The organism is Bacillus cereus group sp. BfR-BA-01311 (genome assembly GCF_022664295.1).
Taxonomy (GTDB): Bacteria; Bacillota; Bacilli; order Bacillales; family Bacillaceae_G; genus Bacillus_A; species Bacillus_A cereus.
This window is the reverse complement of the sequence record NZ_JAKUHC010000009.1, coordinates 21,756-45,706: the sequence shown is the minus strand read 5'-3', so window position 1 is coordinate 45,706 and position 23,951 is coordinate 21,756. Positions and strand designations below refer to the sequence as shown.

Below are 23,951 nucleotides of genomic sequence, written 5' to 3'. Positions count from 1 at the left end.
AAATAGCAGTATAAAATCTTTTATTTATATTGGTTACGTTACCGATACTCTAATATATAACCAATCTATTAGAGTTAGAATAAAGATACATCATTTCTAAAAAACGAAACCCATTACTCTTTATATGGTTTATCAAAAACCCCCCGAAAATATTTACGGTTATATTCAATTGCAGCATTATTCGGAACATAAGAAGCTGCTAATTCATTGTAATAATACGCTTTATCTTGCTCTCCTAACCTGCTATAACAAATACATATTTGTAAATAGGGTAGCCATGTGTAGCTAGCTGGACTATGGAAAGGACTTTCCGTTGCCATCGGTACTTCTGTTGCAAGTTTAAACCAAAATATCGCTTCATTATATTTTTCTTGTTCCATATATATATATCCTATTCTTGTACAATTTTCTCCTCTAGGGACGTCATACCGAAACGACTTCACACAAGATTCGATTGCCTTCTCCCACATTCCGAGCTTCGCATAGCAATCTCCTAACTTACCACATGCATAAATTTTTTCTTCATACCATCCTTCGTCTTGATTAAGAAATGTTTCATAAAGAAGAACTGCATCATCATATTTTTGGTTATCCGTAGATTCATTTGCGTAATAAAATAAATCTCTCGGACTTAATTCTTCACCTGCAGCTACAGTATTTTGAAAAATTTTCAAATTACGATCTGTTACTTTTTTTTCTTTTTTGTGTGTAATAGCAACATTACTACTAAAAACCTCACCAGAAATAGCTAAATACTCATGAACCTTTCCAAACCATTGAAATTGTTTTTCACGCTTTACAAGTCGATTTCTTTTTGTACAATATAAAGGTTTCCCGTTAGAATCCATTGCAAGGTGATAAGGCATCGAAACAGCATCAATTTTAGGATCTAATTCTCTTTTTAAAAGTTTCAATGCTTCTTGAGCATCTTCTAATAATACGTCATCTGCATCTAGCCACAATATATACTCTTGCGTCGCTTTTGAAAAAGAATAATTTCTTGCTGCTGCAAAATCATCGATCCACTGGAAATCATATATGTTAGAAGTGTATTTCTCTACGATTTCTTTCGTTCGATCTACAGAACCTGTATCAACTACTATAATTTCATCCACAATTTTTTCAACTGTGTCTAAACAACGTGCTATTGTCTCCTCCTCATCTCGAACAATCATACATAAACTAATTGTAATTCCTTGCTTGTTCAACATAATCACCCTCTTCCAAATCAATCATATGTTATACATATACTAAACTTTCCATTTTTTTAAATTGTTCAAGTAGTTTTATATTTCTTTTCAATAATTCAAATGTCCGTGTCATTTTCTTTCGGTTTTGCATCTACTATATAATGAACGCTTTATGGAGGTGAATTTATGTCAAATAATAATTATTCAAATGGATTAAATCCCGATGAATCTTTATCAGCTAGTGCATTTGACCCTAATCTTGTAGGACCAACATTACCACCGATACCACCGTTTACCCTTCCAACTGGGCCGACCGGGCCGACTGGACCTACGGGACCGACTGGGCCGACTGTACCTACGGGGCCAACTGGACCTACGGGACCGACTGGACCTACGGGACCTACGGGGCCGACTGGTGACACTGGGGCTACTGGACCTACGGGGCCGACTGGTGACACTGGGGCTACTGGACCTACGGGGCCAACTGGTGACACTGGGGCTACTGGACCTACGGGACCGACTGGTGACACTGGGGCTACTGGACCTACAGGGCCAACTGGTGACACTGGGGCTACTGGACCTACGGGGCCGACTGGGGCTACTGGACCTACGGGACCGACTGGACCATCCGGACTAGGACTTCCAGCAGGACTATACGCATTTAACTCCGGTGGGATTTCTTTAGATCTAGGAATTAATGATCCAGTACCATTTAATACTGTTGGATCTCAGTTTGGTACAGCAATTTCTCAATTAGATGCTGATACTTTCGTAATTAGTGAAACTGGATTCTATAAAATTACCGTTATCGCTAATACTGCAACAGCAAGTCTATTAGGAGGTCTTACAATCCAAGTGAATGGAGTACCTGTACCAGGTACTGGATCAAGTTTAATCTCACTCGGAGCACCTATCGTTATTCAAGCAATTACGCAAATTACGACAACTCCATCATTAGTTGAAGTAATTGTTACAGGGCTTGGGCTATCATTAGCTCTTGGCACGAGTGCATCCATTATTATTGAAAAAGTTGCTTAATTTTTTACTTAGCAGTAAAACTGATATCAGTTTTACTGCTTTTTCAATTTCAAATTCAATCATGAAACATTCAGTACCTACATAATCATATTGTTGTATGACATTTTGCAGGAGGCACAAATATGGAAAGTAAATCTGCTGTTCAGCTTTATCTCGAATTGCTAAAGAAGACAATTTTATTTGAAATATGGTTAGAATATGAGGCATACTTACCCGCATCTCTACATATTTCGAAAGAACTAGAATTCGAACCAGTTACAGTCCCTCTCCCTTTATTCATTAAGCAATATGCCGAAAACCATAACTTAAAAATTGTAAAACCAAATGTCTCAAAAAGTGAACGTCATGATGGAATGGATTGGCCAAGAGCAGCACATAGCATGATTGGTCGAGAACGTATGAACCAATTACAAGAGGCGATGGAAACCGTTGTTCGTGAAAATATAGAAGGTGATTTTATTGAAACAGGTGTATGGCGCGGAGGTTCATGCATTTTTATGAATGGGTTTTTACAAGCAAACAACATTACGGATCGTAATGTGTGGGTCGCAGATTCATTTGAAGGTTTGCCAGCACCGAATCTAGAACAATATCCAAAAGATTACGGTGATTATTTACACACATTCGATTACTTACGCGTCTCTTTAGAACAAGTACAAGAGAATTTCAAAAAATATGATTTACTAAATGATCAAGTGAAATTTTTAAAAGGTTGGTTTAAAGATACTTTACCAACAGCACCAATTGAAAAAATAGCAATTGCACGGCTTGATGGTGATATGTATGAATCCACCATGGATGGTCTCGTGAACTTATATGATAAAGTTTCTAAAGGTGGCTATATAATTATCGATGACTACGGGCTACCACCATGCGCTGAGGCTGTGACAGACTTTAGAAATCAACGGAATTTAAAAGCCCCTATTACTAAAATTGATGTATTTGGCGTTTATTGGAGAAAAGAATAAAAAAGATTTAATCTATAGGAGATTCCATTTTCACTCATTCTTCTCTTACTTTTAATCCAATTAAGTATTCTTTTTCGGAATCTCCTTACATATAACAATTGTTTTCCTGTGTTCTCTCACTACAAATTGAAAATTTCATTAATAGAGTTACTGCATATTCTCACATAAGAAAGGGGTATACTCATGAGCGAATTTAACAAAGAAATGACTTTACTCCCCCCTCCTGAACTCGTCCAATATGTAGGTGGCGACTTTAAAAAGGTTGGAAAAGAGTTCCTAAAGCATTTCATTCAAATTGGCGCTTTAAAATCAAATGAAAAAGTATTAGATGTAGGCTGCGGCGTCGGCCGAATGGCTGTACCATTAATGAATTACTTAAATGATGATGGAGCGTATTATGGATTTGATTTGTTTAAAGATGGAATTACTTGGTGTCAAAATAACATTTCAACTATGCGTAATAATTTTCACTTTGAACATGTTGACATATACAATCAATTCTATAATCCGGAAGGAAAAGAAGATGCCTCTCAATATCGTTTTCCCTATGAAGACGGAACATTCGATTTTATCTTTTTAACTTCTGTATTTACGCATCTTCTCCCAAAAGAATTAGAACATTACGTATCTGAAATTGTACGTGTATTAAAAAAAGACGGGAGATGTTTCATTACATTCTTTCTTATAAACCCTGAATCGTCTTATTATTTAAATGCAGGACAAAGTACATTAGGTTTTTATCATCGAATCGAAAATTGCTACGTTGTAAATAAAGATATTCCGAATTTCGCAGTTGCTTATCCTGAGACAGATATTTGCAATCTATTGAATAAGTACGGCCTAGAAATAATCAATAAGCCGCATTACGGTTTATGGTGCGGCAGACAGGAATATACAAGTTACCAAGATATTGTTCTTACAAAAAAAAGCTTCTGAAAGGAAGTTATGTATGATGAATGAAAAAAATCCACCTCTCGTTTCCATCCTTATTCCCACTTATAATCGGCCCCATTATTTCAAAATTGCTCTAGAAAGTGCATTGGCACAAACTTATTCAAATATTGAAATCATCATCGGAGATGATAGTACAAATGATGAAACAGCAACTTTAATACGCGAACAATACTTACCAAATTATAAAAATATAACATACATTCGAAATATCCCTACTCTAGGACAATTTTACAATGACCTTATGCTCATAGAAAAATCAAATGGTGAGTATATAAATTTTTTAATGGACGATGACGTGTTTTATAAGCATAAAATACAAAAAATGATGGCCTATTTTGAGCAAGATTCCAATAAAAATCTTGCTCTTGTTACTTCTTATCGAGTACGTATTGATGATCATGGAAATCTAATAGGTGATTCCCATCCAACACAAAGGTTATATAGTGAAGACACCCCATTAAACGGGATATTTTTAGGTAATTGGATGTTAAAGGGCGGGCACAATATTATCGGTGAGCCTACGACTACTTTGTTTCGAAAAGAATTGCTCACTGAGCCCTTTGGTACCCTTAAAGAGCGACATTATTCTTGTAGTGTTGATATGGCCTCATGGATTTCTTTACTTTCTAAAGGAAATGCAATATACATTTCTGAGCCTTTAAGTCAATTTCGCTACCATGCTGGACAACAAATACACAATAAGCTCCTTCAAGGTTGTGAAGATTTCACACACCTTGTTATAACAGCAAAAGAATATGGCTTTTTACAAAATACTTTGGATTATAGAGCAGCTCTACTTAGCGCTTACCAATGGTGTAAAAGTTCCTTAAAATACTATCTTCATCAACTAGATATTTTTCCTGACGCACATGTACGTCTTTCCCATTGTTTGGATATAATTATTAAAGAGTTAAACAATTAAACTACTCTGCAAAATTAAAAGTGTATGGACTATATGTGAATCATTCGTATAGTTCATACATTCTTTCTCATACTATAAAGTGAAACTTTAATCAGCCCTCACCAATCGGGCTTTTACGGGCAGTTGATCCCCCACCTAACTTCTTCGCTTTTCCTGAATTTTGAGGTGGGGGTCTTACTGCCCATTAATGCGGGATAAAATCCATTACTATAAAGAGCAGTAGAAAGGAATACCTACATTGAAAGATCCAAATTCTCAATATCAAATAGACTACGTATTACTATTTATTTTATTTGCCATTGGGATTGTTAGTTGTTGTGCTATTGCAAGTGCACAAGCCTCTTTACCACCATTTTTACAAAACGTCAATTTTGTACTAAAGCAAATCCAATGGTATTTCATTGGATTTATAGCCATTGGTGTTATTATGATTATCGACTTCGATCGTTATCAAAAAATTGCTTGGTATTTGTACAGCTTTGCAATGGTACTACTTATTGGACTAGAACTTCAAGTACCAGGTGCCGTTACAATTAAAGGCGCTACCGCTTGGTACAGGCTCCCAGGCATCGGAAATTTTCAGCCTTCTGAAATTATGAAATTATTTTTAATTATCGTCATTGGACGAATTATAGCAAATCATAATGAGAAATATTTTTCCAAAACGATACATGACGATTTTTTACTACTTGGAAAAATATTTGCGACAAGCTTGCCACCACTACTACTTATTGCAAAAGAACCAGATTTAGGAAACACAATGGTCATTTCAGCGATGCTTGCAGCAATGATACTAGTTTCTGGCATCCGATGGCGTTTTATTTTCGGATTAGTTTCAGGTACTTTCGTTGCTGGATTTACATTAATATATATTTTTTTTACTCACACAGATTTCTTTAAAGCACACATTTTAAAAGAATATCAATTAAATCGCTTCTACGGATGGTTAGCACCTTACAAATATGATGCACAAGGCTATCAATTAAGACAAGCATTCTTAGCGACTGGATCCGGAGAAATGCAAGGAAAAGGGTGGGAAAATGGACAAGTATATTTTCCAGAACCACATACAGATTTTATTTTCACTAATGTCGCTGAACAATTTGGATTTCTAGGCGCAAGTGTCATTATTTCTCTTTTTTTCTTACTCATTTTTCGAATGATTCATATTGCTTTAGAAAGTAATGACCCTTTCGGTAGTTACATTTGCGCTGGTACAATCGGAATGTTCACTTTCCAAGTATTTCAAAATATCGGGATGACAATTGGATTACTTCCCATTACAGGGATAACATTACCTCTTATGAGCTACGGAGGCAGTTCACTACTTACATACATGATTGCAATTGGGTTCATTTTAAATGTTCGCTCAAGAACGAAAATCTTTATGTTTAAATGAACAACACAAAGCCGCTATATTTTTATCTCTATACTTTTTTAGATATACTAATGAAAAATACGATGGAGGTTTAAATATGAAATATGACATTATAGGAGATATTCATGGATGCTTCCAAGAGTTTCAAAATTTAACGGAGAAGCTAGGATATAACTGGAGTAGCGGTCTACCAGTTCACCCTGACCAACGTAAACTTGCATTCGTTGGCGATATTACAGACCGTGGTCCTCATTCATTACGTATGATTGAAATTGTATGGGAACTTGTCATACATAAAAAAGAAGCTTATTACGCTCCTGGAAATCACTGTAATAAACTATATCGATTTTTCCTTGGGCGTAATGTAACAGTCGCTCACGGACTTGAAACAACTGTTGCTGAATATGAGGCACTTCCTTCTCATAAGCAAAACATTATAAAAGAAAAGTTTATCACTCTTTATGAACAATCACCGCTCTACCACATTCTAGATGAAAAAAGAGTAATCGTATGTCACGCTGGAATTCGGCAAGATTACATAGGTAGACAAGATAAAAAAGTACAAACCTTTGTATTATATGGCGATATTACAGGAGAAAAGCATGCCGATGGCTCACCTGTCCGTCGCGATTGGGCACAAGAATACAAGGGACAAGCTTGGATTGTATATGGACATACACCAGTGGCAGAACCTCGATTTATCAATCAGACAGTCAATATTGATACTGGCGCTGTATTTGGTGGCAAATTAACCGGATTACGTTATCCTGAAATGGAGACTATCTCTGTCCCTTCTTCTTTACCTTTTGTCGCTGAGAAATTCCGTCCAATTTCATAACTACCTTACTTAGCGAAAGATTATCGTATTATTTAACCAGATTTCATATAAAACTAGGTAAAGTAATTAAAAAAAGATGCAATAAAGTGCATCTTTTTTTAATTACCCTACATATAATGTCGCAGGAGGTGACAGAATGAAGAAAAAATCTTCTAAACAAAAAAGAAAAATTCCCCCTTTATATCTGCCCATGTACGGAATTAACAACTGGTGTAGTATTCGGGCTGCAGCGATAGAAGAATTGGAAGAACAAGAGTCATCAAAAAAAAGCAAAGTAAAACCAACATATGTCTCTTTAGAAAATGCTGTGATGAGCCGCATAATCAATCGCAGAAAAATAAAGATGCAACAAAAAAATAAACAGCTTTCAAATCAAGATGAACAGATACTACATTCTAACCAAACAGAAGAAAAGACGGAAGAAAATATTTCTGTAGCAGTGAATAAAAAAGTGGAACCAGAAATTCCAGCTGCTATTATAAACAAAGTAAAAAAAATAAAAGAAGCATTAGCTTCATCGAATGATATACAAATTGAAAAACCGCTCATAATTGAGACACCTACACCTGAAAATACAAAAGTTAAAAGAGGCGGCCGATATGCATATGCGGAAGGGCTTCACTCTCATGCAGAGGGCATGGCAGCACATGCGGAAGGCTTATTAACACATGCAAAAGGTTCTTTCTCTCATGCAGAAGGATCAAACTCAAAAGCAACTGGACATAGTTCGCATAGTGAGGGAAGTGAAACGACAGCAGGCGGCTCTTATTCTCATGCAGAGGGTAAACAGACGATCGCTTTAGGCGAAGCAGCACACGCAGAAGGAACCGCAACTATCGCTAACGGATCCTCTTCTCATGCGGAAGGTCATCATACATCAACAGCTCATTTTGCAGGTAGCCATATTATGGGGCGCTTCGGCACTGCAGAAGAAGCTTATTCTTGGTTTATTGCAAATGGTTTAAACGACACCGACCATAATATCGGTGCTAAATGGCTTGCCCATAATGGAGAAATGTACATTGAGGGCGCGTCTTACAATGCAAGCGGAACAGATTTTGCACAAATGTTTGAAACAGAAGATCCTACCCCTATTGATGTCGGTTATTTCGTTACATTTAGTAGCGAAGAAAAAATTCGGATAGCTACTTCACACGATTCATTCATTTTAGGAATATCTAGTGCAACCCCTGCTCTTATAGGAAATAGCGGGGCTTTAAGTTGGCAAAAACGTTATAAAACAGATAACTTTGGAAAACGTCAATATGTATGGACGGAAACAGAAGAAATACAACCTCTTTTAAATACAGAATGGGATCCAACTTGCAAATATGTAGCAAGAAAAGATCGCGCCGAATGGCTTCCTGTCGGATTAATTGGACAAATGTTAGTACGTGATGACGGCACTTGCGAAGCACATGGGTATTGTCGTCCAAATGACAATGGCATTGCTACAAAAGCCGAAAGTGGATTTTTCGTTATAAAGCGTACGGGTGAAAACCAAATTTTAATATTATTCCGCTAAGAAAAAAGGGAACAAAATTCTTTATAATATAAGAATTTTGTTCCCTTTTTAAGTATGCCGCAACACTTCTTGCATATCGCTTGGAAGCTTTATAGTGAAAGACATCTCTTTCTCTAAAATAGGATGATAAAACATCAAAGATTTACTATGAAGTGCTTGCCGTTTCATTTCATCCCTTCTCCCTCCATATAAGCTATCACCAAGTAATGGATGTCCTATATGAGCCATATGCACACGAATTTGATGCGTTCTTCCTGTTTCAAGCTCAAGCGCTACATGTGTCTTATGATATGTACTATCAATTACTTTAAAATGAGTAACTGCCCTTTGTCCATCCTCACAAACCGTTCGCTCAATAATGCTATCAGGTTTTCGACCAATTGGTGCATCAATCATTCCTTCTCGTTCTACAATCTTTCCGTGAACAATTGCTTCATACGTTCGTTTCACAGCTTTTTGTTGATGCTGCTTCGATAAAAGATGATGCACGAAACGATTTTTTGCAATAAGCATAAGCCCCGAAGTATCACGATCTAAACGTGTTACGATGTGCACTGTACTTGCAAGATGCTGCTTATCATAATGAGATAAAAGCGCATTGGCAACACTCCCTGTCGGATGTTCTCTAGACGGAATCGTTGACATGTTCGCCTCTTTATTAATGATAAGAACCGCGTCATCTTCATATATAATGCATAAAGGGATATCTTCTGCCATCATGCCTTCACTTCTTTCCTCCACTGGAAAAAAGATACGTAATTCTTCACTAGCGCGCAACTGATGACGAACACTCGCATGTTGACCATTTACTTCAATCGCCCCGCCGTGAAACTTTATATCCGTTAAAGCGGCTTTAGAAATACCTTTCGTTTTCAAAAATTCCCTAACTAAAGTTCCCTCTTCAGCCGGCCCTATATCCCATTTCAATGTAAATCTGTTCAAATATATAACCCTTTCTATTTATCTGCAACAAACGAGTCACGAACTCGTTTCCAGAACGGGAACGGGCGGAAACGAACAAATCGTACTTTCTCGTTTGCAACGCGATACTGGATTGATTTCACATCTTGATGAACCATCGTTAAATGATCCACTGTAATTTGTAAGTTCATTCCTGCAGCCGGCTTTAACACACATGTATGATGCTTCGGCAATACGAGTGGCGATCCTACAGTACGAAACACACGATTGTTAATGGACGCCATTTCTGCAATTTGAATCGCTTCAATAGATGGGTGAATAATTGCTCCGCCAAGTGCTTTATTATACGCGGTACTTCCTGAAGGAGTAGAGATACAAAGGCCGTCTCCACGGAATGTTTCAAAATATTCTCCGCGTATTTCTACTTCTGTTACTAATGTACCTTCTGCACTTTTTACAGTCGCCTCATTCATCGCTAAATACTGTGACTCTTTACTTCCATTCACATAGCGAATAATCACTTCTAAAAGCGGATATTCCACCACTTGGAATGGTGTTTTCGCAATTGCAATTACTAATTTCTCTACTTCTGTCGGTAACCAATCTGCATAGAAACCTAAATGTCCTGTATGTACACCAACAAATGCTGTTTCATCCAATCGATTATAATAACGATGAAACGCATATAAAAGCGTTCCATCTCCCCCAACAGAAATTACAATATCGGGTTCCTGTTCATCCATTATAAATCCAAAATCTAGCAAGTACTCTTTCATCGTGCTTGCCAGTGTATCTGATGATTGATCTCCCTTTGACATAATTGTAAATTTCATCGCCCAACACCCTTTAGTTTATGATTCGGAATCTTTGGTTTCTTGCTTTCTTGAAAAAGCCTTTTGCGCTTCTTGAATTTCAAGACGAATAGAAGACATTTCTTCATCTAATAAAAACGCCGCTTCAGCTGCACGTTGCAAGCGTATTTTAATATCTTCAGGAAAACGTCCACTATATTTATAATTTAAAGAATGCTCAATTGTTGCCCAAAAGTTCATTGCTAGCGTGCGTATTTGGATTTCTACCAATACTTTTTGTTCACCTTGAATCGTTTGAACAGGATAACTAATGACAACATGATAAGAACGATAACCACTATCTTTCTTTTGCGTGACATAATCACGTTCTTCCACGATTTCAAAGTCATTTCGTTTTCGAAGATATTCTACAACAGGCTTAATCTCATCAACAAATTGACACATCATTCTAAGCCCAGCAATATCCTGCATATCTTCTCTCAATCGGTCTAACGGTACATTTCTCTTCTCCGCTTTATCAATAATACTTGCAACCGACTTTACCCTTCCTGTTACAAACTCAATTGGAGAATGCTCTGTTAACATTGCAAATTGAGTACGCATTCCTTTTAGTTTCACTTTCAGCTCTGCCACCGCTTGGTGGTAAGGTGCTAAAAATTCTTCCCAATTTCGATTCATTTCAACCACCACCAAAATCAATCCATTTGCTTATAGAAATACTTTTTCTACAGCAGTTACTAGTTCTTCTCCGTAATTTGCATTACCTTCAATATTTTCAACTAAATATTCTACTTCTTCTTTTAATCCTTCTAATTCCATTTCAATGTCATTCACGCGAACGAACATAACCACATCGTTATTCATCGCTTCATGCATTGCTTCCCAGCATGTGTGCGGAATACTTACATAAATGAAAGATGATTCATTTTCTAAGATATATAAAAATGATAAATTGTCTGAGTCTACAAGTACGTGATTACGCGCACTTAACTCCTTTACCTCTATTTCACTATTTTCCGCACAAAAAATAAGAGCATTCTCTCTCTTTTCTACGCTCTTAACTTGGATTTTATTTTGCATGCTCTAACTCCTCCATCTCAACTTCCTGTCTTACTTAACAGTATTATTGTATCATAACATGGACGCAAACAAATAAAACATTGAACCAAATTTATGAAAAAGCGATAATGTGTAAAGAATTATTTTTCAAAAGGAGATTATACAATGACACAAGAAATTGAAATTGAATTCAAAAATATCGTTACAAAAGAAGAATTCGATACATTATGTAAATCGTTTTCTATTGAAGCATTTACAAAACAAGTGAATCACTACTTTGAAACACCTGACTTCTCGTTAAAAGAAGCTGGCTCTGCACTTCGTATTCGTCATAAAGGAGCAACTTATACGTTAACGTTGAAACAACCTGCAGAAATCGGTTTATTAGAAACGCATCAAGTCGTAACAGAAGACGAAGCAAAAATGATGATGGAAACAAACACAATCATTCAAGGAGCAGTAGTAGATCAATTACACAAATTACAAATTCCTGTTTCTGCTTTAACATATATGGGTAGTTTAACAACAGAAAGAGCAGAAACATTATTTAAAGGCGGAATGCTTGTCTTTGATCATAGTTTCTATTACAATCACGATGATTATGAAATTGAATTTGAAGTACAAGATGAAGAAACAGGAAAAGCTGCATTTATTCATTTATTAACGCAACATAACATACCTGTTCGCCATACAAATAACAAAGTAAAACGCTTTTTCCTTGCCAAACAAAAAAAAGCACGCTAAAGTGAAAATTCCACTAGTGAATATGTTTCACTAGTGGATACATCTCACTAAAAAAGTTTACACCCGTAGAATAAGCAAAGAATCTTTGAGAAAGCTGTTTATTTGCCCTCTCGAACATTCCATTGCTACAATAGATATACATTTCATGGAAAAAGGAGTTTATAAAGGATGAGCAAGCAACCGATGACACCATTTGAAGGAATTGGCGGTGAACAATGCATTGCAATATTAGTAGATACATTTTATTCCTATGTCAGTAAACACCCTGACTTATCTCCCATCTTCCCGGAAGATTTAACAGAAACCGCTAGGAAGCAGAAGCAATTTTTAACACAATATTTAGGTGGTCCTAATTTGTACACTGAAGAACATGGTCATCCTATGTTAAGGGCACGCCATCTTCCGTTTGAGATTACTCCAAAAAGAGCAGAGGCTTGGCTATCATGTATGGAGCAAGCAATGGATGATACTGGAGTTCATGGTCCTATAAGAGAGTTTGTTTTTGAACGTTTAGCATTAACCGCTCAGCATATGGTTAATACTCCAAACGAAACAGGTGAAGTGTAATGGATAAGCAGGAAGCAAAGCATATAAATATGCCATCTCCTTCCGCATGCGAGCATAAGTCTGTAGAAGCATATTTATTTATTGATCCACTTTGTAAAGATTGCTGGGAAATTGAGCCTTTTATTATTAAACTATGGCTTGAATACGGGAAATACTTCTCTATTCGTCATATCGTAACAGGAAAAGTGGATGGAACGAACGCTTCCTCACACAAATGGAATAAACCTGCTAATATTCGATTTGTGTGGGAAAAGACAACCAGTTTACAAGGTTTTTCATGTGATGGAAAGGTACATATGCAAGAAGCATCGTCAACACCATATTTAGTTTCGATGGCAATTAAGGCAGCGGAGTTGCAAGGCCGAAAAGCAGGTTCGAAGTTTTTGCGAAAACTCCAAGAATACATTTTCCTTGAAAATGTATCAAACCCTGACTGCGAACTATTACTTGCATGTGCGAAAGATAGCAATATTGATGTAGAAGAATTTAAAAAAGATCTACATTCTGCTAGTGCAAAAAAAGCTTTCCAATGTGACTTGAAATTCACAAATGAAATGCATATTACAGAAATACCTTCCCTCGTCTTTTTTCATGCGAACTCAGATGAAGAAGGTATTAAAATCGCTGGAAATTATTCCTACGATGTATACGTACAATTATTGAAAGAACTTGTAAAATGTGAAATTGAGCCAGAACCATTACCACCTTTAGAAGTGCTACTAGAAGCAACACAATTTATATCTTCAAAAGAAGTAGCATTTATTTATGATTGTCCGCAACAAGAAATTGAACGCGAACTAAAAAAATTACAACTGAAACGAAAAGTACAAATGATAGAAGTAAAATGCGAACGTTATTGGAAATGGATAGCAAAAGAAAAAGACCTGGTGTAAACACCAGGTCTTTTTCCTTACGGCTTATAAAAATATTAAAGGGGATGGGAGAAATTTTCACGTTCAAACAAAGGGGTATATGTTTGTATGTGAATTCGTTCACGCTTATTATATTACAAGATTCGACGTCAGATGACAACCCCTTTTGTCGAATTTCACACTTTTGTCACATTCTAAACGTTTTCATTTTTGAATAAGCTATAAAAAAGGTCATTTAGGGGGTTTATTTATGAAAAAATCTTATATTGCTCTTCTCTTTCTAGCTGTCATCGTTTCTTTTTTCTTGTACATCCTCTCTCTACTACAAGCTTTTCCTAAAATTATTGCCTTACCTCTTTTATTCGGAATCATCGTTATCACTCTCTCTTATTTCAATTATAAAAAACGATTCAAAGGGTTTTAATTTCAAAAATCAGCCGTAAAACTATCCTTTCAGTAAAAAAAACAAAGAAATTCACCTTTCTCTTCGACAAATATCGACATTGAATCTATTCAACAAAAAGACGAGGATACAATCCCTCGTCTTTTTTCATTACTTTTCTTCAAATAATAATGCTTCTAATTCATTTAATTTCTCTTCAAATACTTGTAGCGCCTCTTTTACTGGTTCAGAAGATGCCATATCTACTCCTGCTTTTTTCAGCACTTCAATTGGATAATCAGAGCTTCCTGCTTTTAAGAACTCATTAATATAACGTTCTACTGCTGGTTGTCCTTCTTCTAAAATCTGTTTAGATAGAGCTGTCGCTGCACTAAATCCTGTTGCGTATTGATATACGTAATAGTTGTAGTAGAAGTGTGGAATACGAGACCATTCTAAACCAATTTCTTCGTCGATTACTAAAGCGTCACCGAAATATTTCTTATTTAAATCATAGTAAATTTCCGTTAACATGTCTGGCGTAACAGCATGTCCTTCTTGTACTTTCTTATGAATAATATGTTCAAACTCTGCAAACATCGTTTGACGGAATACAGTACCACGGAACCCTTCTAAATAATGATTTAATAAATATAGACGCTCTTTCTTATCTTCTGTCGTTTTTAATAAATAATCATTTAGAAGCGCTTCATTACAAGTAGATGCCACTTCTGCTACGAAGATGGAATAATCACCATATACGTGCGGTTGTGTTTTTCTTGTATAGTAACTATGCACCGAATGACCAAACTCATGAGCAAGTGTAAATAAATTATTTACATTATCATGCCAGTTCATTAAAATATACGGATTTGTTCCATATGCACCAGATGAATATGCCCCGCTTCGTTTTCCTTTATTCTCATACACATCTACCCAGCGATTTTCATATGCCTCTTTCAAAATATCAACATATTCATCACCAAGTACGTTTAAAGATTTTAATAAAAGGTCTTGCGCTTCTTCGTATTTCACATTCATTTTCACTTCTGGTACAAGTGGTGTATATAAATCATACATATGAAGCTCATCAAGTCCTAGTGCACGCTTACGAATATCGATGTAACGGTGTAATAAATGTAAGTTGTCATTTACTGTTTCAACGAGTTGATCGTATACTGCTTCCGGAATATTATTATTGCTCAGTGCAGCTTGGCGAGCAGAATCATATTTACGAACACGCGCATTGAAATTATTACGTTTTACTGCTCCGCTTAACGTACTTGCGAATGTGTTTTTAAATTTTCCGTACGTTTCATATACAGCTTTAAATGCATCTTTGCGAACACGAGGATCATCACTTTCTAAAAACTGAATGTAACGGCCATGTGTAATTTCTATTTCTTCTCCGTCTTCCCCTTTAATAGATGGGAATTTTAAATCCGCGTTATTCAACATACCGAATGTATTGCTTGATGAACTCATTACTTCAGATGCTTCCGCTAATAAAGCTTCCTCAGCTTCTGATAATACGTGCGGGCGTTGACGTGTAATTTCTTCTAATGCATGTTCATATACACTTAAATCTCTATTTTCTTTCAAGAATGTTTGCAATGTATCTTCTGAAATCGATAAAATTTCAGGCACAATATACGCTGTGCTACTAGATACTTGTGAATATAAATTTGTTGCACGATCATTTAATGCTTGATATACAGAGTTTGTTGTATCTTGATCGTAACGCATATGAGCATATGTATATAACTTACCTAATCGCATTGATATTTCATCTTCATATTGCAATGCCTCAAGTAAATTGTCCGCAGAGTCACCAAGTTTCCCTTTAAATTCAGTTAACTTCGGTAATAGCTCTTTAATAGCTTGGAATTCTTTTTCCCATTCTGCATCCGTTTGGAAAATATCTTCTAATCGCCACGTACTTGCTTCTTCAATCTCGTTGCGATCTGGTAATGCTTTCGCTTTGTTTTGTTCAGACATTCTTTAAGCCCTCCTTTAAATATCTCTACTTAAGTACAATTCGTTTTTTTCTTATGTAATTCCTTCACAATCATTCTTTATTATATCCGCTTTTCCTCCTCTCATGTTAAAATTTGCCTCAAATAAAGATAGCGCATGTATTAAGCAAATCTCATCATGTTTCATAATTTCCTCCTCTGTTTTTAACATCACGGCATCCCTTATTTTTCGGTACGTATAAGTTCCCACTTTACGTAAAACACCTATATAGCATAAAAATGTCATATATTCCGTAACTGCCATTTTCCATATGTGCTGCGAAAAGTACGGAAGTATCCGCCTTTTCGTATACCTTTTTACATAACTACACACGTATTGAAGAGAAATACACTCTCCCACTGCAAGCTCCCCTATACACTTCATATATAGAAAAGCTTGCCATATAAATGGGTTTGTTTGAAAAGCAAATGCAGAAGGGAGTGGAACACCAATTTCAGAAGGAAAGCTCGCTGGGGTACATTTAAATTGATATAAGAGGCGTAATAATGACTTATAATTATAATTCCAAATCGGCAAGGCATTTTGGCGAAAGTTTTTCTTTCTCTTCTTCCACTCTTCACCCAATCTTTCTTTCCCGAAAGGAACAGGAGAAAAAAGCATTTCAAAAGTAGTCGCATCAGTTGGTAAATATATAGTATGTGAAAAAAAAACATTTGTGGAAAAGGGAGTGACAAATGCACATTTCATAAATGATTTTTGTTTCGGACAGAAGAAAATAAGAAGTGGCTGAGGATAAGATTGTAAGGAGAAAGCCATAAGTGAGGAAAATTTCATCCAATATGCAGATTGCTTTTTCAATTGATTTCCACCAACGATCCAAATGACCTGTATACCAGCTTGCCAATACGAATATGTTCTTTTGTACAGCTGCTCTATAGCGAGGTTTGCACATTGGTATTCAATTGCAATTTTTCTACCCGCCCTCTCTACAAAAACATCTGGTCGTTGCTTAATTTCTGGGAGGTAGTACTCTATATCCACCTGAAAGTTTTGACGTTTGAACCATCTATATAACAATTCTTTACCATGCATATGATACTTTGATTCCGCTTCATAAAAGGCAAGACATGAATCCACTTTTTTATGAGCAAAATGCCAACTTTTTTGTTTCCCTAATTTCATTTGCACTTCCTTTCCGCAAGCTACACAAAAGAATCGTTCTTGTTGACGCATACGGCGCAAAAGCTCTTCATTACAATTATAGAGTAAATGAATTTTTTCACCGTTTTCTCTTTTAGCGATAAATATCGTAATCACACCCTTTCAGCTCCTTATATTCTACAATTTGTTACAAATTCCTTTTAAAAAAGAGATGTCCCAATTTCGGACATCTCTTTTTATAATAAAGGTGATAATAATCGGTACGTTGATTCAACAATTCGTCTATGAAGACGTCTTTTATGAAAATGATCACCATGAATTTCACTTGATTCTTCTAAATCATCTTTAAAGTCTTGAACAAGTTTTCGAATGCTATCTGTATCATATAAAAAGGCATTTACTTCAAAATTCAAATGAAAACTTCTCATATCCATATTAGCTGTCCCAATTGAAGCTAAATCAGAATCAACGATGACAATTTTACTATGAAGAAAACCTTTTTCGTATTCATATATCTTTACTCCTGCATCTAAAAGCTCTGGGAAGTACGATCTCGATGCGTAAAAGACAGTACGCTTATCCGGTTTACTCGGCATTAATAAACGAACATCAATACCAGCAAGTGCAGCAACCTTTAATGCGGATAAAATATCATCATCCGGAATAAAATACGGCGTTGCAATCCAAATAGATTTCCGAGCAGAAGCGATCATTGCGAAATATAAATGCTTAATCGTTTCCCACTTATTATCGGGGCCACCTGCAACTAGCTGCACTCCTCCCCAATGATCACCCTCAACTGCTTTTGCTTGTAAATATTCAGGGGCTAGCACAGCCTCTCCAGTCATATAAAACCAGTCTTGAAGGAAAATAAGTTGTAAACTTTGAACCGCTTCACCACGTAAATACAAATGCGTATCTCGCCAAAAGCCAAAATATTTATTTTTCCCTAAATACTCATCACCGATATTTAATCCGCCTACAAACCCTTCGTTCCCATCAATCACAACAATTTTCCTATGATTTCGATAATTAATCTTATCGTTTAAAATCGGAAAGCGCACAGGAAAGAATGGAATCATTTCTACACCTGCATCGTTTAATTCTTCAATATACGATTTCGATAACTTAAAACTTCCAACCGCATCATATAAAAAGCGAACAACAACGCCTTCTTTCGATTTTTGTATTAAAATATCTTTAATTTCTGTTCCTAATTTATCATCACGCACAATGTAATATTCCATATGAATGTGATGTTTCGCTCGTTTTAACCCATTTAAAATAGCCCGAAACGTTTCATCTCCATTTGTTAATGTCCTCGTTTCAGTTTGAAATGAAATATTTAAAGCTCCTAATCGATCCGCTAAACGAAATAACAGTTCTTGATGCTTATGATTGCGTAAAATTCGTTCTTCGTAATCTTCATGCCCTTTATATTGTAAAAACGCCTGTTCATCAAGTAACGCCTTCTTTTGGAACATTCTTTTTCTTCGAAAATTTTGTCCAAATAATAAATAAGCAAAGAAACCAAATACCGGAAAAATTCCTAAAACAATTAACCATGTAAGTGTTTTAGATGGATGTCGATTTTCTAAGAAAATAACGCAACCAATTAAAAACGCAGATACTGTAAATAAAATACTAATAATACCTAAAATCGAAACATCTTTTATCCCAATCACATCTGAATAAAATGCTACATCAATAAACATACGTAACGAAACAAATAATGCGAACAATAGCAGTATAAAGAAAATCAGCTTTAACGTATTTTTCATCTCTTACCTCCTAACTAAGAAAGCTTTCCTATTCTTCATATAAAAAGCCGATTTCATACTACAGAAATCGGCCTACGTTTTAGCAGGAAAATTATTGCGAACCGTTTCAAGCGCATGCTCTTTCACAATTTGTTTTCCATACTCACTTACACGATGAATTGTTAAAGTTGATTCTTCTCCATATTCTAAAATAATACTTAAAATACGATCGATTTCTTCTTCATCATGTAGCACTTCATCGAATTCCACATATACATAATAGCGGTCCTCAAATGAATACAGCTCATCTTTTATATCTTCAAAGATAAGACGATGACTTAATGAAATGACATCTTCAAAATCATTAAATTTAATTAAAAAGCCAAACGTACCATCTTCATTAAAGTTTGTTCCTGTTTGTTCTTCTACCTCTTCGACTAATTCTTGTTGGAATAATGATTCGATGCCTTCATCTAGAGGAATATCTATAATTTTGTCTACCCCTATCGGTAGTTCCAGCTTTTGTCCGTCCTTTGAAAGCTCTGCTTTCGTGACAAGTACTTCAATCCCTTTATCGACTGCTTGCACTTGAATCCATAACGGTCCATCAATAAAGAAATCGTCATGATCACGAGCTTCGTCCATCATCTCCCAAAAGAGCTCTTCACTTCGTTCGCGATCATACCAAATTTCTTCACGATTAAATCCTCTATCCTCTATATCAATGTACGTAATAAAAAATTTCATCGTATGATCATTAATTCTTTCAATATCCAAAATACAACTCTCCCTTCCTGCTTAGAATTGTTATGAAGGGATTCCCCACTCATATGACAAATCAATAGATTCTTGTACTCTCATTTTATGATAAGATTCTCCAGAATGGAAATAAAATCGATTTATTTTACAAAAATAGTTATATGCCTATCTTTACTCGATAAACTACATAAATATATTATTATAGCGATTTCTTACTTACAAAAAATTTGGACATACATTTCCACATTCCCCCGTACACTGTAATAAAGTGAAACTTCTATTAGAAGAGATTATTTAACAACAACTTTCTTCATCACATACATATAGTTCGCTTATTAAAACATCATAAATGGAGGCAGACGAATGGACTTAGAGTTTTTAACATCCGTACTAATGATTGTCGGTATCGATGTTGTATTAGGTGGTGACAATGCAATCGTCATCGCACTAGCTAGCCGAAATTTACCTGAATCGAAACGAAATAAGGCTATTTTGATCGGTACTCTTTTAGCGATTGTACTAAGAATCATCCTTACTATACTAGCTGTCTATTTACTCGACATTCCATTTCTACAATTGATTGGCGGGGTTTTACTTACATTAATTGCAGTCAATTTATTAACCGATAATAGCAACGATCTTTCTTCTATTCAAGGAAAAACAACTTTATTTCAAGCTGTGCGGACAATTGTTTTCGCGGATCTCGTTATGGGGTTTGATAATGTTATTGCCATTGCAGGTGCAGCTCACGGGAGATTTTTACTCGTCATAATCGGCTTACTCATTTCTATCCCGATTATTATTTGGGGCAGCAAACTTATTTTAATACTTATGGAACGATTTCCATTCCTCATTTATTGCGGTGCAGCGATTCTTGCCTATACTGCAGGAAAAATGGTTACACATGAAGACAGACTTGCAACCTTTTTTCATAACAATCCAAGTTTCACTACAAGCATTCCTTATTTGTTCATTTTCACTATTTTATGCATCGGCTTTATCGTACAACAAGTTCGATTACGCAATGTGAAACATTAAAAAAAACCTTCTACTATATAATAGGTAGAAGGTTTTCATATTATTATAATTAATTTACAAGACGTTGTGCTTCACGTAATTGGAACGTTCTTACTGTACGTGGTAAGAAACGACGAATTTCGTCTTCGTTGTAACCAACTTGAAGGCGTTTCTCGTCAATCATAATTGGACGACGTAAAATCCCTGGATAGTCACGAATCATCTTATATAAATCTTGAAGTGGTAAAGACTCTAAGTTTACATTCAATTCTTGGAAAACTTTCGAACGAGTAGAAATAATCTCATCCGTTCCGCTTTCTGTCATACGTAAAATCTCTTTAATTTCCTCAATCGTTAATGGATCTGAGAAAATATTACGTTCTGTATAGGGAATATGATTTTCCTCTAGCCATAATTTCGCCTTTCTACAAGACGTACAGCTTGGAGAACTATATAATGTTACCATACAAAGCTCACTCTCCTTAAAGAGTACAAATTCTGTACTAAATACAGTTTTAATTTCTAACTTCAGCAATTTTTCGCGATAACTTGTCTTATTGAAAAGTACAAAAATCGCATTTCATGTAAGCAACAACTTATAATAAACAACAATTACTTTTAATAAGTAACTTCTATAATCATTATACAATAGATTTTGCAAGAAATATACAGTAAATTTCCTGCTAGTTGAGAAAACTCTTCCGTGCATTTCACTGCTATGTAACATGATTACGCTCACTTCAGCTGTACTTTAACAATAACTTTCAATCCTTTTACTACTCACTTCTCATAGATTTTTCATATAATATATAGTTATTTATCTATAATCTTCCCTATGAAAAAGAGAACGTTTTCTTACTTTTTCTTGATAAATCAATTAAGAAATGTAAGACTATACAAATGAGAATAAAAAGGAACGTTTGTTCTTATTTTAACAAATATCCTCCCTCCTGTCTACACGATTTCTAAAGTAAATTAAATATTTTTCTGACATTTCTTTCTTTTTCATTTTTTATCTCATACAATAAACATACAGACAGGCAAAGGGGGAGTTTTCAAATGATTGCTTTTTTTATTGATTTTATTACGGTTGCTGCCCTCATCATCGGAATAACAGCATTGATTGGTGTCATTACAAATAGCATCGGCGAAAAGCTCTTTGGTGGAAAAGAAAAAATGAAGTTTGTTAACAAAAGTTTGGGTGTACAATCTGGCTGGAACCAAGTTGGCGGAAAAGGCATTTATAAGAAACGAACGTATTAAAAAAAAGCAGGCGATCACCTGCTTTTTTTCTTATTTCTCTACTGACGCCCATTTAAAGCTTAAATCGCCGCCATATTTATGGTTATACATATTTTTAATTGAATCTCTTTGTAAATATGCTCTACCACGTTGATATACTGGAACGATCGCAGCATCATCAAGTAACATTTTTTCAGCTTCTAATAAGTTCTTCCAACGAGCATTTACATCGCTTCCATCTTTTTTCGCCTTCATAATGATTTCATCGTATTTTGGATTAGAGTACTTCATCTTATTTTGTGACCCATCTGTTACAAACATATCAAGATATGTAATTGGATCTGGGAAGTCCGCACTCCATCCAGAGAATGACATGACATAATCGCCCGCATCTTCTAATTTTAGTTTTTGTGCGAATGGTTGTTGTTTAATTTTTACTGTTAAACCTGGTAAATTCTTTTCTAATTCACCTTTTAAATATTCACCAGTTTTCTTTGATAACTCTACATCCTCATTTAATAATTCTAATTCGATTTCATTTTTACCAAGTTCTTTTTTACCAGCTTCCCAATATTTCTTCGCTTCTTTCACGTTTGGTTTTACAATATCCCCGTTTACAGCACGGAAATCTTTTTTATCTGGTCCTTTAATGAAGTTATCAGGAATTAATCCTGTTGCTGGCTTAGAACCGTTATTTAATAATGTATCCACGAATGGCTTACGGTCAAAAGCAAGTGAAATTGCTTTACGAATATTTTTATTTGCTAAAGCTGGATCTTTTTGATTTAAACGAAGGAAGAATACAGATGTATCTTCTACTGTTTGGAAATCTGGTTTTCCTTTATATTTATCAATAAACTCCGCTAATAACGACGCTCGATCAATTGCATTTGTTTCATATAAGTTAATTGGCGTAGATGTATCTTTTACAATATTAAAGTTTACTTCTTCAATCTTCACTTCTTTATTGTCCCAATATGACGCGCTCTTTGTCATTTTAAAGCTACGTTCATGTTGCCAATCACTTAATGTAAATGGGCCGTTATAAAGCGTTGTATTCGCTTCCAAACCAAACTTCGTACCTTGCTCTTTCACAAACTTTTCATTCACAGGATAGAAGATTGGATATACCATTAAATCTACAAGGTATGGAATTGAATTATCTAATTCCACTTCTAATGTATAATCATCAATCGCCTTTACCCCTAATTGATCCGGACTCATCTCTTTTTTATTAATTTTCTCTGCATTTTTTATATCATACATAATGTACGCTGATTTCGCAGCTGTATCTGGGTTAATCGCTCTTTGCCATGCGTATACGAAATCTTTTGCCGTCACAGGATCACCATTTGACCATTTTGCGTCTTCACGTAATTTAAATGTATATTTTTTACCATCTTCTGATTTTTGGAATTCCTTCGCTACACCAGGAACTAGCTTATCATCTTTTCCTAAACTGTATAAGCCTTCCATCGTATTACCCATTACTCTTGAAGAAACTGCATCAGCTGATAACGCTGGATCCATCGTTGGAATTTCTTGCGTTTCAATTAAGTTAATAACTTGCTTCGCACCGCTTTTCCCGCTATCCCCTTTTGCGTTCGCTTGCGGTTCATCTTTTTGGTAGCTACATGCCCCTAACATCATGCTCATTGCTACTGTTGATACTACAAAAACTGGCATCTTTTTTTTCATACTTCCACCCTCCACAAAAATGTTAGCCCTTTCATTTTCAAACAGAAAGAAATATATATATGTTCTAATAATTCATATTATACACACAAATATATTTTTTGTATATTTATATTTCTATTTCATTAAAATTTCCTGTTAAAAAATAAATCTTTGTAAACGTTTCATAT

The 23,951-nt window shown here is 35.5% G+C and carries 24 protein-coding genes; 13 read left to right on the top strand and 11 right to left on the bottom strand.

Annotated elements, in window-relative coordinates:
* Window positions 1-113: 113 nt before the first annotated feature.
* Window positions 114-1,211, bottom strand: coding sequence for a glycosyltransferase (locus MR136_RS19680; RefSeq protein ID WP_242259562.1), 1,098 nt, complete (start codon window positions 1,209-1,211; stop codon window positions 114-116).
* Between the two features lie 165 nt (window positions 1,212-1,376).
* On the opposite strand from MR136_RS19680, the gene MR136_RS19675 reads away from it, so the two are divergent.
* From MR136_RS19675 to MR136_RS19645, 7 genes are all read left to right on the top strand, one after another.
* A complete protein-coding gene (locus MR136_RS19675) occupies window positions 1,377-2,228 on the top strand; it encodes a BclA C-terminal domain-containing protein (protein WP_045352990.1) in 852 nt (283 codons plus the stop codon).
* A 122-nt stretch (window positions 2,229-2,350) separates the two neighbouring features.
* Window positions 2,351-3,196: a TylF/MycF family methyltransferase gene (locus MR136_RS19670; protein ID WP_000444381.1), complete on the top strand. Its 846-nt coding sequence runs from the start codon at window positions 2,351-2,353 to the stop codon at window positions 3,194-3,196.
* A gap of 183 nt (window positions 3,197-3,379) precedes the next feature.
* A complete protein-coding gene (locus MR136_RS19665; RefSeq protein WP_001288766.1) occupies window positions 3,380-4,132 on the top strand; it encodes a class I SAM-dependent methyltransferase in 753 nt (250 codons plus the stop codon).
* Between the two features lie 13 nt (window positions 4,133-4,145).
* Window positions 4,146-5,072 carry a glycosyltransferase family 2 protein gene (locus tag MR136_RS19660; RefSeq protein ID WP_000980806.1) on the top strand — a complete coding sequence of 309 codons (927 nt, stop codon included), beginning with the start codon at window positions 4,146-4,148 and terminating at the stop codon, window positions 5,070-5,072.
* A gap of 238 nt (window positions 5,073-5,310) precedes the next feature.
* Window positions 5,311-6,471, top strand: a complete 1,161-nt coding sequence (locus MR136_RS19655; RefSeq protein ID WP_002179261.1) for an FtsW/RodA/SpoVE family cell cycle protein — start codon at window positions 5,311-5,313, stop codon at window positions 6,469-6,471.
* Between the two features lie 76 nt (window positions 6,472-6,547).
* On the top strand, window positions 6,548-7,288 hold the full coding sequence (gene prpE, locus MR136_RS19650) for a bis(5'-nucleosyl)-tetraphosphatase PrpE (RefSeq protein WP_000872696.1): 741 nt from the start codon (window positions 6,548-6,550) through the stop codon (window positions 7,286-7,288).
* 136 nt (window positions 7,289-7,424) lie between these two features.
* Complete coding sequence (locus tag MR136_RS19645; protein WP_063535883.1) at window positions 7,425-8,813, top strand: peptidase G2 autoproteolytic cleavage domain-containing protein; 1,389 nt, start codon at window positions 7,425-7,427, stop codon at window positions 8,811-8,813.
* A 48-nt stretch (window positions 8,814-8,861) separates the two neighbouring features.
* Here MR136_RS19645 and MR136_RS19640 read toward each other — a convergent pair whose 3' ends face one another.
* From MR136_RS19640 to MR136_RS19625, 4 genes are read right to left on the bottom strand one after another with little or no spacing between them, the layout of a single operon-like run.
* Window positions 8,862-9,755, bottom strand: a complete 894-nt coding sequence (locus MR136_RS19640) for an RluA family pseudouridine synthase (RefSeq protein ID WP_017672795.1) — start codon at window positions 9,753-9,755, stop codon at window positions 8,862-8,864.
* 14 nt (window positions 9,756-9,769) lie between these two features.
* Window positions 9,770-10,567: an NAD kinase gene (locus tag MR136_RS19635; protein WP_000673195.1), complete on the bottom strand. Its 798-nt coding sequence runs from the start codon at window positions 10,565-10,567 to the stop codon at window positions 9,770-9,772.
* Window positions 10,568-10,585: 18 nt separating this feature from the next.
* Window positions 10,586-11,224, bottom strand: coding sequence for a GTP diphosphokinase (gene yjbM / locus MR136_RS19630; RefSeq protein ID WP_001081482.1), 639 nt, complete (start codon window positions 11,222-11,224; stop codon window positions 10,586-10,588).
* Window positions 11,225-11,254: 30 nt separating this feature from the next.
* Window positions 11,255-11,626 carry a UPF0738 family protein gene (locus tag MR136_RS19625; RefSeq protein ID WP_001180003.1) on the bottom strand — a complete coding sequence of 124 codons (372 nt, stop codon included), beginning with the start codon at window positions 11,624-11,626 and terminating at the stop codon, window positions 11,255-11,257.
* Between the two features lie 144 nt (window positions 11,627-11,770).
* Between MR136_RS19625 and MR136_RS19620 the strand changes: the two genes are divergently transcribed.
* The 4 genes from MR136_RS19620 to MR136_RS19605 all read left to right on the top strand — a co-directional run bounded on the left by MR136_RS19620 (window position 11,771) and on the right by MR136_RS19605 (window position 14,212).
* Window positions 11,771-12,349, top strand: a complete 579-nt coding sequence (locus MR136_RS19620; protein ID WP_061456923.1) for a CYTH domain-containing protein — start codon at window positions 11,771-11,773, stop codon at window positions 12,347-12,349.
* Between the two features lie 168 nt (window positions 12,350-12,517).
* Window positions 12,518-12,916, top strand: coding sequence for a globin domain-containing protein (locus MR136_RS19615; RefSeq protein ID WP_000043391.1), 399 nt, complete (start codon window positions 12,518-12,520; stop codon window positions 12,914-12,916).
* Window positions 12,916-13,809, top strand: a complete 894-nt coding sequence (locus MR136_RS19610) for a ClpXP adapter SpxH family protein (protein ID WP_000360645.1) — start codon at window positions 12,916-12,918, stop codon at window positions 13,807-13,809. The genes MR136_RS19615 and MR136_RS19610 overlap by 1 nt, the downstream gene beginning before the upstream one ends.
* A gap of 229 nt (window positions 13,810-14,038) precedes the next feature.
* Window positions 14,039-14,212, top strand: coding sequence for a hypothetical protein (locus MR136_RS19605; protein WP_000750355.1), 174 nt, complete (start codon window positions 14,039-14,041; stop codon window positions 14,210-14,212).
* A gap of 129 nt (window positions 14,213-14,341) precedes the next feature.
* Here MR136_RS19605 and pepF read toward each other — a convergent pair whose 3' ends face one another.
* From pepF to mecA, 4 genes are all read right to left on the bottom strand, one after another.
* Window positions 14,342-16,168: an oligoendopeptidase F gene (gene pepF, locus MR136_RS19600; RefSeq protein ID WP_017672793.1), complete on the bottom strand. Its 1,827-nt coding sequence runs from the start codon at window positions 16,166-16,168 to the stop codon at window positions 14,342-14,344.
* A gap of 51 nt (window positions 16,169-16,219) precedes the next feature.
* Window positions 16,220-17,464 carry a competence protein CoiA gene (locus tag MR136_RS19595; protein WP_000628315.1) on the bottom strand — a complete coding sequence of 415 codons (1,245 nt, stop codon included), beginning with the start codon at window positions 17,462-17,464 and terminating at the stop codon, window positions 16,220-16,222.
* Between the two features lie 80 nt (window positions 17,465-17,544).
* Window positions 17,545-19,089, bottom strand: coding sequence for a cardiolipin synthase (locus MR136_RS19590; RefSeq protein WP_000799194.1), 1,545 nt, complete (start codon window positions 19,087-19,089; stop codon window positions 17,545-17,547).
* 72 nt (window positions 19,090-19,161) lie between these two features.
* Complete coding sequence (gene mecA, locus MR136_RS19585; protein WP_000350714.1) at window positions 19,162-19,845, bottom strand: adaptor protein MecA; 684 nt, start codon at window positions 19,843-19,845, stop codon at window positions 19,162-19,164.
* Window positions 19,846-20,190: 345 nt separating this feature from the next.
* Here mecA and MR136_RS19580 point away from each other — a divergent pair, with 345 nt between their 5' ends.
* Complete coding sequence (locus MR136_RS19580) at window positions 20,191-20,865, top strand: TerC family protein (RefSeq protein ID WP_000362607.1); 675 nt, start codon at window positions 20,191-20,193, stop codon at window positions 20,863-20,865.
* A 49-nt stretch (window positions 20,866-20,914) separates the two neighbouring features.
* Here the strand turns inward: MR136_RS19580 and spx are convergent, their stop codons facing one another.
* Window positions 20,915-21,310: a transcriptional regulator Spx gene (gene spx / locus MR136_RS19575; RefSeq protein ID WP_000258267.1), complete on the bottom strand. Its 396-nt coding sequence runs from the start codon at window positions 21,308-21,310 to the stop codon at window positions 20,915-20,917.
* Window positions 21,311-21,903: 593 nt separating this feature from the next.
* Between spx and MR136_RS19570 the strand changes: the two genes are divergently transcribed.
* Window positions 21,904-22,107: a hypothetical protein gene (locus MR136_RS19570; RefSeq protein WP_000559972.1), complete on the top strand. Its 204-nt coding sequence runs from the start codon at window positions 21,904-21,906 to the stop codon at window positions 22,105-22,107.
* A 30-nt stretch (window positions 22,108-22,137) separates the two neighbouring features.
* Here MR136_RS19570 and MR136_RS19565 read toward each other — a convergent pair whose 3' ends face one another.
* Window positions 22,138-23,784 carry a peptide ABC transporter substrate-binding protein gene (locus tag MR136_RS19565; protein WP_000728609.1) on the bottom strand — a complete coding sequence of 549 codons (1,647 nt, stop codon included), beginning with the start codon at window positions 23,782-23,784 and terminating at the stop codon, window positions 22,138-22,140.
* Window positions 23,785-23,951: the final 167 nt, after the last annotated feature.